13 protein-coding genes are annotated in these 13145 nt (G+C 65.6%); 3 read left to right on the forward strand and 10 right to left on the reverse strand.

All coding sequences use genetic code 11. From position 1 onward, the window contains the following. Positions 1 to 57 precede the first annotated feature (57 nt). The 3 genes from I4J89_RS39460 to I4J89_RS39470 all read right to left on the reverse strand — a co-directional run bounded on the left by I4J89_RS39460 (position 58) and on the right by I4J89_RS39470 (position 1940). Positions 58 to 681: a hypothetical protein gene (locus I4J89_RS39460; protein ID WP_196419318.1), complete on the reverse strand. Its 624-nt coding sequence runs from the start codon at positions 679 to 681 to the stop codon at positions 58 to 60. Positions 682 to 766: 85 nt separating this feature from the next. Further along, positions 767 to 1126 (reverse strand): hypothetical protein, encoded by a 360-nt coding sequence (locus tag I4J89_RS39465; RefSeq protein ID WP_196419319.1) that lies wholly within the window; start codon positions 1124 to 1126, stop codon positions 767 to 769. Positions 1127 to 1157: 31 nt separating this feature from the next. Next, positions 1158 to 1940 carry a L,D-transpeptidase gene (locus tag I4J89_RS39470; protein WP_196419320.1) on the reverse strand — a complete coding sequence of 261 codons (783 nt, stop codon included), beginning with the start codon at positions 1938 to 1940 and terminating at the stop codon, positions 1158 to 1160. Between the two features lie 443 nt (positions 1941 to 2383). Here I4J89_RS39470 and I4J89_RS39475 point away from each other — a divergent pair, with 443 nt between their 5' ends. Further along, positions 2384 to 3094 carry a hypothetical protein gene (locus I4J89_RS39475; RefSeq protein WP_196419321.1) on the forward strand — a complete coding sequence of 237 codons (711 nt, stop codon included), beginning with the start codon at positions 2384 to 2386 and terminating at the stop codon, positions 3092 to 3094. 95 nt (positions 3095 to 3189) lie between these two features. Here the strand turns inward: I4J89_RS39475 and I4J89_RS39480 are convergent, their stop codons facing one another. Both I4J89_RS39480 and I4J89_RS39485 read right to left on the reverse strand, forming a co-directional pair. Next, complete coding sequence (locus I4J89_RS39480; RefSeq protein WP_196419322.1) at positions 3190 to 3609, reverse strand: helix-turn-helix domain-containing protein; 420 nt, start codon at positions 3607 to 3609, stop codon at positions 3190 to 3192. 414 nt (positions 3610 to 4023) lie between these two features. After that, complete coding sequence (locus I4J89_RS39485; protein ID WP_196419323.1) at positions 4024 to 5163, reverse strand: SAM-dependent methyltransferase; 1140 nt, start codon at positions 5161 to 5163, stop codon at positions 4024 to 4026. Positions 5164 to 5230: 67 nt separating this feature from the next. On the opposite strand from I4J89_RS39485, the gene I4J89_RS39490 reads away from it, so the two are divergent. After that, positions 5231 to 5416, forward strand: coding sequence for a hypothetical protein (locus tag I4J89_RS39490; protein WP_196419324.1), 186 nt, complete (start codon positions 5231 to 5233; stop codon positions 5414 to 5416). A gap of 117 nt (positions 5417 to 5533) precedes the next feature. On the opposite strand, the gene I4J89_RS39495 is transcribed toward I4J89_RS39490, so the two are convergent. From I4J89_RS39495 to I4J89_RS39515, 5 genes are all read right to left on the reverse strand, one after another. After that, positions 5534 to 6619: a cytochrome P450 family protein gene (locus tag I4J89_RS39495; protein ID WP_309238675.1), complete on the reverse strand. Its 1086-nt coding sequence runs from the start codon at positions 6617 to 6619 to the stop codon at positions 5534 to 5536. A 135-nt stretch (positions 6620 to 6754) separates the two neighbouring features. Continuing rightward, positions 6755 to 7993, reverse strand: a complete 1239-nt coding sequence (locus I4J89_RS39500) for an MAB_1171c family putative transporter (protein WP_196419326.1) — start codon at positions 7991 to 7993, stop codon at positions 6755 to 6757. Then, positions 7990 to 8508, reverse strand: coding sequence for a hypothetical protein (locus I4J89_RS39505; RefSeq protein WP_196419327.1), 519 nt, complete (start codon positions 8506 to 8508; stop codon positions 7990 to 7992). The genes I4J89_RS39500 and I4J89_RS39505 overlap by 4 nt, the downstream gene beginning before the upstream one ends. A 113-nt stretch (positions 8509 to 8621) precedes the next feature. Beyond that, positions 8622 to 9056 carry a helix-turn-helix domain-containing protein gene (locus I4J89_RS39510; RefSeq protein ID WP_196419328.1) on the reverse strand — a complete coding sequence of 145 codons (435 nt, stop codon included), beginning with the start codon at positions 9054 to 9056 and terminating at the stop codon, positions 8622 to 8624. A gap of 937 nt (positions 9057 to 9993) precedes the next feature. Continuing rightward, on the reverse strand, positions 9994 to 12462 hold the full coding sequence (locus tag I4J89_RS39515; protein WP_196419329.1) for a phage/plasmid primase, P4 family: 2469 nt from the start codon (positions 12460 to 12462) through the stop codon (positions 9994 to 9996). Between the two features lie 409 nt (positions 12463 to 12871). Between I4J89_RS39515 and I4J89_RS39520 the strand changes: the two genes are divergently transcribed. Continuing rightward, positions 12872 to 13081: a helix-turn-helix transcriptional regulator gene (locus tag I4J89_RS39520; protein ID WP_230860393.1), complete on the forward strand. Its 210-nt coding sequence runs from the start codon at positions 12872 to 12874 to the stop codon at positions 13079 to 13081. The last annotated feature ends 64 nt before the right edge of the window (positions 13082 to 13145 follow it).

Below are 13145 nucleotides of genomic sequence, written 5' to 3' on the forward strand. Positions count from 1 at the left end.
AGTGATCTCCTGGATGTGCCGGGGACGGGGTGGAAGAGAGCGGGTCCTGGCCGCCGTTCAGCACGCCGATGGGCGTATGGCGGCGGAGTTCTCGAGACCGGCAGGCGGCCGCAGCGTCGGCCACAGCGGTGGGCCGGCGGGCAGCCAGACCGCTTCGCCGGGCTGGAATCCGGCATCCATGAGCACACCCAGATGGGTCTGCGTGCCGGCGTACGCGAATGCGGCGATGTTGACCCGGTCCAGCTGCCGCTGGCGGTGCGTGAGCAGGGCAGCCGCGGCCGCCGGGTCGTCGGTGGCGAGCACGGCCAGCTGCAGGTGCGGGATCAGCGGTTGATGGCAAGCCGCCACATCGAGCAGCAGCAGCGCGGCGCCGACGTCGGCGCCGCACACCTGGCGCAAGCGCCTCAACCGGTCGGCGACTTCCGGCGTCGGCTGGGTGCGGTCGAGCCAGATCGCGACTGCACAATCATCGGCGAGCACGTCCACGTAGCCGTAGCGCAGGGCGTGCCCAAGCAGCAGCCGGTAACAACCGCGCAGGTCCGCGGCTCGGCTGCCAGGATCAGGCGTCAGCCACGCGGCCGCGGGATGATGCCGGGTTAGTTGCGCGGCGAGGGCGGCTACTGCCGGGATGTTGGCACGGGTGATAGACGTGGCCGCTGTTGCAGCGGCGCTGAGCCGCACACGTTGCTGCAATCTCGATCCGGCGTCGTTGTGGGATCGGCCCGCTCCCGGTGTTGCGCTCTCGGTGGTCGATGTCATCGCCGGGTCAGCCGATGCCTAGCGCCTGATCGGCCTGCATGTTCGGCCCGAGCTCGGTCGGCATGTTGCCGCCAAACACGATCACGTCGCGGACCGCCCCGGCGGCTTGGCCGACGGCGGCGGCGCCGTCCTCCAATCCGGTGATCGGCCGGATGTCCGCGGACTGGGCATTCCGGCACCCGCTGCGGATGTGACCGGAGCCGCTGGAAGCGTGCGGTCCGGCGGCCGATAGTTCGCCGCCGTTGACGAACACGGCGTAGGCGGCGTCGTAGTGCGTCTGCGGTGACGCCGTCGGGGCGGCGGCGAGTGCGATGCCAGCATCGATCAGAGCAGCGGCGGCGAGCAGGTTTAGCGGAGACTCGGTCATCAGAGCGGTTTCCTTGTCTGTGGTGGTGAGGTCAGCGGTAGATGCGCACGAGGGAACCGCGCGGCATGGCCGCCAGGACCTCGAACGTGTCGGCTGGGACGTGGATGCATGCGGGGCACCGGCTTTCCTCGTCCGGCATGTCGAGCCAGCGATGGATGGCGACGAGCCCTGGGCTGCGGGTGCAAGGCGGCGAGGCGCTGCTGTGCAGGCCGAGCGGTATCCACGGCGGGCAAGACTGTTCGGCGGGGGTGGCTAGCAGGAAGGTGCGCCCCATCGGTGTCGCCGTCGGCGCAGCGCCGACGCGGACCCGCCAGGTCCCGGCCCTGCGGCCGCTGGTGAACAGCTGGAGCCGGCCCGATCTCCGGTGCACCCGGATCTCGTGTGGGGTGTGGGCGAACTCAAGCCCGCGGGTGGTGATCCATCCCGTGGAACCGTTGGGCCGTGACGGCAGCAGAACCCGCACCCAGCCGGGCTGCTGGTCGATAATTGGCAGCCGGGTTTCGGCGCCGAACATCTGCGGCGGCAGCCAGGCGATCGGCGTGCTGCCCGCAGCGGCGTAGACGGGTACCGGCTGCCGATTGTGCGCGATCATGCCGGCCGTGCCGGCGGTGACGGTGACGTCCAGCGGCGCGGCGCTGATCTGCTGGGTGGCCGCCGCCTCAGGCAACTTCGCCCGGTCGATCATGTCGGTGGTGCGGGTCGGCCACCTCGGCTCGACCGAGCCGACGCGGTGGGGATCAGCTGCACCGGCTGCGCGCTGGTGTTTCGCCGTAATGCCAACGGCACGAGTAGAGCGAGGCAGGTAAAGGTGCATGCGAGCGGCACTGTCCAGGTGCGCCCAGTGAGGTGGCGATGCCCGAACAGCCACACAACCGGGTGGCGCGCGCCGCGGCGGCATGCGACCACCGGCGTGGTTTGATGTCCCCGCCGTCGCGGTCCGGCAGGCCGGTAAGCGGGCATGCCGTTGGTTCGCAAGCCCAGTTTCTGTCGGAAATCTGGCACCTCAGGTGGCTGAGGGTATGTATGGCCCAGCACGCCGACCTCGTTTAGAGTTCGAAGAAGTTTGATCACGTCCTGACCCTCAGCCAACGGCGACGCGATCGATAGATGTCTCAGGCTGTCTCAGGTTGTCTCGGGTTGTCCCGCGAAGACACTGACGTGAATCGAAGCGGCACGGGCATCGGGCCGGGCCAGGTGGCAGCACCGCTTCCTGCCACCGAGCACCGACGCGACTGTGAGTACCCGGGGGGCGACGACATGAGTGCGACAACGCACCAGCTGCTGCCGCACGACGCCGGGCTTCCGAGGGCAGTACGCCTGGCGCTGAACGACTTCGGCGCGGCCTGCAACCATGCCGCAGTCGCGGTGACACACGCGTTCGCGTTCCAGATGCAGTACACCAACGATCGCGAAACCCGGATCGCACCGGAGCCCGAGGAGCAGACAACCGGGCCGGAGAAGATGTCGGCCGCGGCTCGGGTTGTCATGGATCTGGAGCTCATCGCTGATAGCTTCCATGCCCAGACAGTGGTGGCTCTGGCCCGGGCGGCTGCCCTCTACGCCGTTTACGCATCACAGGTCGCCACCGCAGTCCTCGCCGGCCGCACGGCCCCGCTGCCTGACCCGGCGCCCGTGAAGCCTTCTGACTTGATCGCCGCGCTCGACCTGTACCTGCCGCAGATTCAATTCCCCGCGCACAACGACCCGCGCATGACGGACTGCAACGCGGATGTCCTGTCCGCTCACACGGCGCTGCGCAACGTCATCTCGGGTCAACTGTGGGGCGAGAACGCCTTGGCCTACGACGACCCGGCCGTGGTTAGGGCCGGCGGTGACGAGCCGTGGGGAACATCGGCAACGTTCGCTGATGCCCTGCATAGTTATGGGGCTGCCCTGACGTGGGCTCTCGGCACTTTCACCAGGATTCACGAAGCGGGCGATCCGGCGTCGCCTGACGTCGTCGCGTGAGACCGGGAAGGGCCCACGAGCGCAGGAGCGGGGTCAACACCACGGCTTACGGACACCGTGATCACAACGGCGGGCGGTTCACCGGCCTGACACCGTCACCAGCAGAAGTCAGGGTCTTCCGGCAAACCTAGGTCAGCGACAGGGATACCGAGCGCAGCGGCCAGCAGGTGCCTGTTGTATTCGTTCGGCTCCTTGAGCCCGTTCTCCCATTTACTGATCATCACTGTGAGCGAGCGCAACTCGGCGGTGCCGCCGCGATTCACAGCGATCTGACGCATGCGTTGCGCCAGACGCAGCTGGGTCCAACGCCGCCGCATGCGCTCTCGCCGCAACCGGCGGCCAAAACTGAGTCCAGGACCCGCGCCGTAGCCCTCGTCCCTGGACGAGTCCATCGCCGATCCGTCTCCCCCCGTTCGTAACGCCGGTGCTGGGTCGGCGGCCAACTCCGCATGCCTATCCTGATGGGCCAGCTCAGCAGAATCGGCCGTGAACATGGTCACCACCGCATCTCCCATGTCGTTTGATGATGATCAACAGCGTGGTTGCTACCTCGTTTAAGAAGCGCTCGTCGGCAATTCCTAACCTTGCCAATGGCGGTCGGTGGTTCAGGCGTCTCGCACGCATGACCGCGCGGGCTATCACGCGAGTCGCGATGAACCGAAGCAGACGGCAGCCTGCCACTTCGGTGGCGTGACCGCCGTAAAGCCCGCCTGCCCCGGCATGAGTAGCATCCCAACAGCACTGATCAATATTGGCCCCTAGATCCACCTCTAGGAATGCCGATTTGAGGTCCGATATAGATTCGGGGAGCACCTGCGCCCTCACCGACAACGAATATTTCGAGCTACGCTCAACTTTCCAGAAATTCGAGCACCGTTCAGCTAGAATGAGTACTCCATACAACCTGATCACTTCTGCGCCGGCCGCGGCTACAACACTCGGCCTATCGCGCCGTAGAGAGACACGTCAGAGGCGGACGGGCGCGCAGGATCGTCGAGATCCTCGGCACGCCAATCGTGGGCCGGCACGATTCCTGGCTCGACCAGTTCCAAGCCTTCGAAGAACCTGCTGAACTGCGCGATCGGCCGAAGGCGAATGTCGCTTTTGCCGGAAGCGACCATTTGCTCGTAGAAGGCAACCACCTCGGGAGTGCTGAAGTCGATGGTGGCGTTGGTGACAACGAGGTAGCTGCCCGGCGGGAGCGCTCTCCGCAGCCGCCTGACGACCGCTAGAGCCTGATCGTCGTCCTGGATGAAGTGCAGTACAGCGATCAGCAGCAGAGCAACCGGCTCGGTCAGGTCGAGAGTGCGCTTGAGCGCGGGGTGCTGCAGAATGACCTCCGGATCGCGCAGGTCAGCCTCCAGGTACGCCGTACGGCCACGGGGATCGCCGAGCAGCAGGGCCCGGGCGTGTGTCATCACGATCGGGTCATTGTCCACGTAGACCACCCGCGCTTCGGGGGTGATGCGCTGCGCAACCTCGTGGGTGTTGTCGGGCGCCGGCAGCCCAGTTCCGATGTCCAGGAACTGCCGGATCCCGGCTTTCGCAAGATAGGTGACGGCCCGGCGCAGGAAAGCGCGGTTGGCGCGGGCCGCGCCAACCGCGGTAGGGAATCCTTTGCTGATTTCGTCAGCGGACCGGCGATCGGCCTCGAAGTGGTCTTTCCCACCGAGCCAGTAGTTGTATCGGCGGGCAGGGTGCGGCGTCGACGTGTCGATCACCGACGGCCCGCGGGATACCTGGTGAGCGCCGCGGGGCTTCTTCCTACGGATGTACAAGCCCAATTCGGCGTCCGTCCTGACACCGAGGACGTGCCGCAGAGCGGCACGGCGCCTTTCGGATGGCCAACTGTGCAGTCCGCGTTCCAGCTTGCCGATCCACCGTCCATCAACCTCCTCGACCGCCGTGTTCTCGCAGGGATACAGCTCAGCGAGGGCACGGTTGACTGCGTCGGCCAGCTCGGTTCGGGTCCAGCCTCGCTCCGCACGGTTCGATGGCTGCACTGCCTCGCGGCGCGCGATCAGAATGTTGTTGTTCCTGCTCACTGTGGGCTTCGGATCGTCAGTCATGGTGTCCTCGATGTCGCGGGAGCGGAATGCCCGCACCCTGAGAAGCTGGCGTATCGGAGGTGTGGCTGTGATCGCACCGCTTGAGGCCGCCGATCCAACCTCCATCGACCTCATCGGCGGCCGTGTTGTCGTCGGGAAGCAGCTAACGCGGAGCGCGCTTGACCTCGTCGGCGAGCTTGGTTCGGGTCATCTGCTGCCGCTGCTGCTGCGGCAGGTAGGGACGGTGTTGCCTTGCGCTGCGCGACCAGCTTGAGGCTCGACCTAGTCCGGGCATCCGGTCCGTTGTCATAGCGTCTCCAAGGTCGGGCGGCAGGCCGCTGGCGCCATCGGCGCGGGCGGTCGTTCCGGAGATGGCGGTGCCCCTGCGGATTTATGGCGTTCTGCTTGGCGTGGTGGTGACGGCAAGCGCCAACAAACCTCGGGAGCGGAAGGAAGCACGCCATTGCAGCTCGTCGACGGCGACAGCTAGGCGTAAGTGCGGGAAGCGGGTCAGCACGGAGCCGATGGCGGTCTGGGCTTGGAGCCGGGCCAGAGGCGCGCCAAGGCAGTAGTGAATGCCGTGGCCGAAGCCTAGATGACCGTTGTCGATGCGGGTGATGTCCAACTCGTCCGGGTTGGTGAAACGGTCTGGGTCCCGGTGGGCAGCGGCCAGCAGCAACAGCACGGTGTCCCCCGCCCGGATCTGGGCTCCCCCGATGGCGAAATCCTGACGGGCGAAGCGACGGATCGCGTACGGATTGGGCGCGGCGAAACGCATGACCTCCTCGACCGCCAGCGGCACCAGGCTCGGGTCGCGGCGCAATCGGTCCAGTTCTCGAGGGTGCTGCAGGAGGGTGACGATGCCGTTGCCGATGAGATGGACGGTGGTTTCGTAGCCGGCCAAAAGGATCAGGAATGCCAGCGAGGTCAGCTCGTCCTCGCTGAGTTCGTCCCCGGCGTCTCGCACGCGTACCAGATCAGACAGCAGGGTCCCGTCTGGCGATGTGCGATGAGTGGCAATCAATGTGCTCAGCAGATCCTGCAGGTGGTCGACTGCTCGGGCTGGCGTCACCGGACCGGCTTGGTTGGGAACGAGTAGGGCATTGGCCCAGCTGCGGAAATTCTCCCGATCGCGGTCGGGAACGCCGAGTAGATCCCCGATGATGATCATCGGTAGGGGTGCAGCCAGCGCAGCGATCAGGTCGACCGGACCGTCAGTCGGCACGGCGTCCAGGAGCTGGTCGGTCACGTGCTGGACCTGCTGGCGCATTGACTCGATCTTGCGGGCGGTGAACGCCTTGGACACCAGCCGGCGTAGACGGGTGTGATCCGGAGGATCCATGTTGAGCAAGTTGGCGTCCAGCGCTGGCGGAAGGGCGAATCCCCGATAGCCGACGCGGGAGACGGATTTGGCCAGCGAGAGCCGCGAGTCGGTGAGGGCAGAGCGGACGTCTCCATATCGGGTTACCAGCCACACCGGAGATCCATCGGGGGTGGTGGTGCGATGGACGGCGGCTTCCCGTCGCCATGCCGAATAGGCCGGTACAGGGTCTGCCATAAAGGCCCCGTCGTTGGTCAACCGCGGTGGCGCACTCCACATGTCCATGGGTACCTAGCTCCGCTTTCCGGCCAGCTGCGGACCGGCCGGCGCAGTAACGGCGGCTGCGACCACCGGCGAGACGCGGAACGCGTCGGCAACCTTGACCAGCCGGGTCGTTTCGGTCCGGACATCATGCGTGCCGTCCTGGTCCAACTCGGAGATGGATCCGTCGAGGCTGGGCTCCCGGTTCAGTTCCTTGTCGCGCAGCGCGGCTTTGATCTCAGCCGCCTGTACCGCCGCGACGAGGTCCTCATCATCGAGTCCGGCGTCTTGTGCGAGGCGCGCGGCTGACTCTCCCACGTCGGCTCGGATGTAGGGGCGAAGCGCCAGGCGACCGTCATTGATTTCGACGACACGGCGGGTCAGTCGATAGTTCAGGTCCCGCAGGGCCAGCGCATCAACGATGCGGGATCGGGACTTGTGCAACTCGATGTCGGGGCTGGCGAGGCGAAGAGCGTTCCACAACGGGTACAGCCGAAGGTAGGCGTGGTACCGGCGCATCCATTGGCCGGCGCGCGTCACGTAGATGCCCCAGGAAGGGATGGTCAGGCCGATGATCGTGAAGATGGAGCCAAGGCCGGCGCCGAGCTGCGCGAACACTTCCCAGCGTTGCGGGTCTGCGCCGAACCGCGGCCCGATGATGTCCGCGATGCGGGCGATGACATAGACCAGACCGCCGGACGCCCCTATGCACATCAGGTACAGGCCGCGGCGCAGCCATGGGCGTCCGGACACCGGGGCGTAGCGCATCGCCAGGCGAAGAACGTCGATGCGGCTTCCGAGGAACGTAGCGAGGTACACCAGCAGGTACACCGAGTAGATGGGAAGCCCGGCGTAGTGAGCCACGAAGTCCCGGACGCGCTGCTCGTTCGCGCCCGCGAGGAGAAACAGCGTCACCATGACGGCTAGCACCACCGCGACGATCGAGATCCGCCACACCGCTCGACGCCATGCTTGCCTACCGGAGAAGGCCCAATACACCAGCATCAACTGGATGGACAGGGAGTACCCGATCACGCAGCACTGCGACACCAGTACCGCGGCGTTCGTCGTGCCCAGGAGAGCGTCGACCTTCACGAACACTGCAGGAATAACGAGCGTGTAGGTACAGGCGAGCAGGAACAGTGCCAAGCACAGGAACACTGTCGCGGGATCCCGGCGGCCTCTGCGCATACCGTGAAGCTTGAACAACAGCGCCGCGCCGGCGATCGCGGCGTCGATCGGATAGAGGATGTCGTTGAGGCTCTTCACCGCCGAGTTCCTTCCTCGGGATTCCTGCGACTGCTGACGCTTCCCGCCGACAGGGACCGGTGAATCCGTTCGACCACCGGCGCGGCATCAGCCGGCACAACGGGCTGCGGTTCCGGCGTCCAATCAGTGGCCTTCTGCAAGATCAGCGAGGCGATCATTTCGGCCTCACGCTCTTCCTGTACGGAATAGTGGGTGCGGCCCAACATGCGCTGCACGAGGCCCGGGTCAAGGTCCGGTGCCAGGATCGCCGTGGCCGCCCCCTCTAATCCGGGAACTGCGTCATGGCTGCACAACAGATGCCCCAGCTCGTGCAGGATGATTTGCATCTGGTGAACCCGCGAGGTGCCGCTTTCGTAGAAGATGATGTCGCCATGTTCGGTCGCCATCCACACACCGTTGGGGCCGCCGTCGGGCATGGCCATGGGGTATAGCCGGATGGACCGGCCGGTCCTGACGCCAATCGCATGGCACAGGGCCTCCATATCGAGCGGCTGCGGAATGTGCAAGTCGCGCACGATGCCCTCACACGCCCGCCGTGTCCGCCGGTTTTCGCCTAGCCTCATGTCACCCCCTCCTTCTCGGCTCCATACCAGGACTTCCACGCGCGGCACGTGGCCGACCGGACCGCTCATCCGCGGCCCTTTTCGGCTTCCTTATCGAGTCCTTCGAGGCTTCGGGCTACTTCGATCATCTTGGTGATCGATTCCAAGGCCCCGTCGGACAGGCCGCTGGCCCGCAGTGCCACCTTTTGCACGCCGACGTCCCGCATAGCGGCCAAAACCGCGAGCTGCTGATTGACACGCTCTGCTCGCGTGTCGCTAAGAAAATACTCAGTAGGGACACCAAAGAACTGCGCGATTGCTTCCAACTGCTTCAAGGTAGGATTATCTTGCTTACCCGTCCGCAGCGACCAGATGTACGTGTGAGATATCGACACGCCCTGGTTGTGCCGGATAGCGTCCGCGACATGTTTGTAGCTGAACTCCTTGCCGGCTTCCGGTCGGATCGTCTCGAATAGGTGACTCAACCGCGCCGCGAGGCTCGTGGCCCTAGCTGGTGGCATGACTGCTCCTTGCGGGGGATTCTTGAGGCTTGGTTGCTCGCGGGACCGAGTGGCGCCAACAACGCGAAGGCCGCTCAGTTTATGAGGTTCACCTCTGTCTATCAACTGACCATGACACCATCAACGGTTTCAGTTCGCCACGCTGTACATAGAGGATGGTGATTGTTAGCAATATGAACCGGCCGGCCGCGTCGTCGAGGGCCCACCAGAAGCCCTGTTAAGACCTCTCCAGCCCCGCCACGCACCACAACCAAGACCGGGAAAAAGCCAGCTCACGCGTCATCTGCGCGCACTAGCCCCCACGGCAGAGAGATCAACTGCTGGCGACAAGGCAGCTGCCACCGCGTGGCGGTTAACGCGAGCGCGTCGACCTTGGTAATGTGGTGAAGATCACAAACTGCGGATGGTCGCTCACCGTGACGCCGTACTCGCCCTTGTCGGGCCATCCCCTCGTGAGCCCCAACCGGAGCCGCTACTGCACTGCGCGAAGTGCACCTGGTTGCCAAGTCAACGCCAGTTAGAGCCGGGAACTCTCTGATCATGTCCCCACCGTCAGCCACGACCGACGCAATCGATAGATGACTGCGGTTGTCTCACATTGTCTGGGGTTGTCCCGCGAGAGCCGCCCGCGGCGGCGACTCCGCTGGAAAACACCCGCCTAACGAACCGCATCAGTGGCCTGCTCACGCAGATCAGTCCGCGCCGGAATCAGGATTCGGCTCGACAGCGATGCACTCAGCAAACAACGTGCCCACTTCAGTGTCAATCACGGCATGACGGCGGCGTAGCGGCCCTCCCACACGATCCGGGTGGCAGGTGACAGATGCAGCACCAAAAGCCGCATCTCCCACATTCGCGCGCGCGTCACGTACGTGCGCGCCCGCACGCGTAAGGCCGTTAAGCGGGAAACCCTGGCACACCCGCCACCCGCCACCCGTCACCCCGCCCGCCCGAGCAACGCCTGCTGCGGATCCTCGAAGTCCACCAACGCGATCCCCTCGTAGTAGCGGCGCCCCTTGCTACCGCGTGCATCGGCCACACCGAACCGGCGCAACTCCTGGGTCAGACGCTTGGCTGAAACCGGCCGTTCTCCGGCCTGCTCACACCACTGTTCGTAGGCATCACGCAGCACGGTCGTCACCACCCGCAGCGTCGCGGCATCCTGTCCGTGGCGGCACATCTCCTCGACGAACCGGCCGACCGTGTCCTGATCACGGGCGTACGCAGCAGTCGCAGCGGTTACCGAGGCGGGCTCCCGCAGGCCTGCGGCGTGGTATGCCGCGGCACCGTCCAGCACCCACGCCAACACCGCGGGCCCGTCCTCGGCGAGAATCTCGCCCAGCCGCTTGATCTGCCGCTCCGCCGGCACAACCCGGTTGAATGGCAGCACCCGGATCCGGCGCCAGAACGCTGGCCCTCCCGCCCGGGCAGCGGGCAGATGGTTAGCCAGCAGCCACAGCGTATGGCTCGGCGAGAAAGTGAACGGATCCCGGCGCATGAACCGCGCGTTGATCGAATCCCGACCCGTCAGCTGTTTGACCCTAGCCTCGGCGAACCGCTGCCCCTCGTCGAGTTCGGCACACACCACCAGCCGGGCACCGGCCAGCTGCGCCAGCTCGGCAGGATGTTCAGCGTGCTTGCGGACCATCAGCATCTCCGCCGACGCCGCGGCCGCGTACCCGCCATCGTCGCGGCCCAACGCGTGCATCACCGCTTCCAGCAGCGTTGATTTGCCATTCGCCCCGGGACCGACGGCGAACGGCAGCAACTGCTCCAACACGATGCCGATCGCGGACACCCCGAGCAGACGTTGCACGTAGCCCGCCAGCTCCTCATCCTCGCCGAAGGTGTCAGCGAGAAACCGGTCGAAGGCCTCCGACCGACGGTCGAAATCCGGCACAGCCGTCGTGCATCGGGTGTGCAGCAATGCCGGGTCCGACGGTCCTTGGGCAGCGGTACGCAAATCGACGACCCCGCCGGGCGTGTTGAGCTCGTACGGACGCGCATCCAGCCGGTCAATGCCAACGGTGATCGCCGGATCCGAGCGGGCGAGCCGAATGACCCCGGAGACGCCACCGGCCGACAGCGCCTGCGCCCGGAACCGCCGCCACGGGCCGGTAGACGGCAGCTCACGTGCCAGAGCCCGGACGAACTCGCGATGTTGTTCCGCATCGTCCCAGGCCCATCGGTGCCCGACCCACAACAGCCACTTGCCGCGCTGCGGGCAATACCGCAACTCATGGCCGTGATGCGCGACCAGCGCCCGGGCCAAACCGTCTTCCGTCGGGCCCCAGGCCGCCACGTGCGGAACGGCTTCCTCGGTGACCCGCGCCGGCGTGCGTTGCGGCCCCCCTTCTCCAGCGCCAGGTCCCGTATCCCATCCTTCGGATGGCGGCACGGCAACCCTTGTGGTGATGCCGGAGCGCGGTCTACCAAAGCCGGCCCCGCGCAATGCCCGCGCCGCAGCAGCATGATCACCGCCGTGGTGCAGGACCGCATGAGCGTGGAACTTCGTGATCGAGCGCTCCGGGTCGAAGACCGTGCTGGAGCTGAACACCCACAACCGGTCGCGATCATCGGCGCGGCCGGTGGTGGCGGAGACGCCCACGCTCTTGCCCGGCCGACGCCAATACCGCGTCCGCCCGCTTTGGTGCACCAACGTCCAGCCAGCCGGTTCCAGAATGTCTGCCCAGTCGGTGCGGCGCTCGAAATCGTCGCCCGGCGATGCTCCGTTCCCGGCCGCAGTCGAGTGCGCCGAGCCTTGGACCGGGGCGGGAAGGGGCATCGCATCCAGCGATCGCACGATCGCGAGAAGCACATAGCGCTCCGGCACCGAAATGGTCGGGATACGCTCCGGCGTGGAAGCGCCGATCGCGACCCAAGGCCTCCGCGACTCGTGCACGGACCCGTGTGACGGCGCGACGATCGTATAGCCGCCCTCGCCACGGGTCTCAGCCAAAGTCTTAATCTTGTCCGACGGATCGACCGCAAGCTCAGCGTCGGTAGCCGGACGGCGAGCAAGCTTAACGTTCCGTCCCACCTCAACGCCTTCAACGCGGTACAGCAAATGGACGCCGCCGGACGGCGTCCGCTCCGCGTACCCGTCAACAGCGACTCGGCGCCACAGCTCCTGCAGTCCGGCCGCATCGGCGAGTTCAACCAGCCGCCGCGCCAAGCCTTCGGCGACCGCCCGTCCCTCTAACTCGAGCATCTCCAGACCACGCGATGCCGCCCCGCACAGCACCGCCAGACCGGGTGGGTTGCCGGTGAACCAGCGCCGCACCTCGTCTCGGGTCGGCCCGTCTTTCTGGTACTTCCGCCACGGCACAAGCGGCGCTTTGCTGCCATCAGCTCGAATCGGAATCACCGCACAGCCCGCGTCATGCCACGCCAATGCGGCCGCCAACGTACTTGGATCTCGATCCACCAGCTCCCCATCCCTACTCGGGAAAAGGGCACGGCCGACAACATGAGATTTGCTGCCGATGCGAGACAGAATGATTGCTGGCCATTCACATCGCTACAGACGACGCAAGCCAACGCCGCACCCGCCAGGTCCCGTTCGTCCGAGACTTGCCCATAGTTGAATAGCGCGGAAGTTGTCTCCGGTTGTCTGCGGTAGTCCCGGACCTTCGCTTGCAGCCGAAAACAATCCCATCGACCTGGTCGGGACAACGCCAGACATCTAGAGACTACCGAAGACAACTATCAACGCGGATCACTGAGCCACAACATGGACGGTTGACAAACGTCGAGAACCACGTGCACGCTAGGCGCCATGCTGGCCGGGGCGTGACAGACAGCCGGGGATCCTGATGCCATCCAATGCCAGAAAGCAAATCCAAGACGAACTTCTCACCTTCGACGAGGTAGCCGCGATCCTCAAGATTCCGACAGGCACCCTGAGGACATGGCGCCTCCAGGGAATAGGCCCGACCGGCTTCCGGGTAGGCAAATACGTACGCTTCCGTCTGTCCGCAGTCGAGCAGTTCGTCGCCGCAAAAGAAGCCGAGAGCGACGATTAGCCCCTTCTCCGGGAATTCGCTTTCAGTCCAGGGCGGCATCAGCCCATTACCGCCGCCCAGCCAC

This window comes from Actinoplanes aureus, from assembly GCF_015704865.1.
Classification (GTDB): Bacteria; Actinomycetota; Actinomycetes; order Mycobacteriales; family Micromonosporaceae; genus Actinoplanes; species Actinoplanes aureus.

Bases quoted from the DNA above. Each gene is read 5' to 3' on its own strand.
- I4J89_RS39465 (WP_196419319.1), bottom strand. From the start codon at position 1,126: ATGACCGAGTCTCCGCTAAACCTGCTCGCCGCCGCTGCTCTGATCGAT.
- I4J89_RS39470 (WP_196419320.1), bottom strand. From the start codon at position 1,940: ATGCACCTTTACCTGCCTCGCTCTACTCGTGCCGTTGGCATTACGGCG.
- I4J89_RS39475 (WP_196419321.1), top strand. From the start codon at position 2,384: ATGAGTGCGACAACGCACCAGCTGCTGCCGCACGACGCCGGGCTTCCG.
- I4J89_RS39480 (WP_196419322.1), bottom strand. From the start codon at position 3,609: ATGGGAGATGCGGTGGTGACCATGTTCACGGCCGATTCTGCTGAGCTG.
- I4J89_RS39485 (WP_196419323.1), bottom strand. From the start codon at position 5,163: ATGACTGACGATCCGAAGCCCACAGTGAGCAGGAACAACAACATTCTG.
- I4J89_RS39510 (WP_196419328.1), bottom strand. From the start codon at position 9,056: ATGCCACCAGCTAGGGCCACGAGCCTCGCGGCGCGGTTGAGTCACCTA.
- I4J89_RS39520 (WP_230860393.1), top strand. From the start codon at position 12,872: ATGCCATCCAATGCCAGAAAGCAAATCCAAGACGAACTTCTCACCTTC.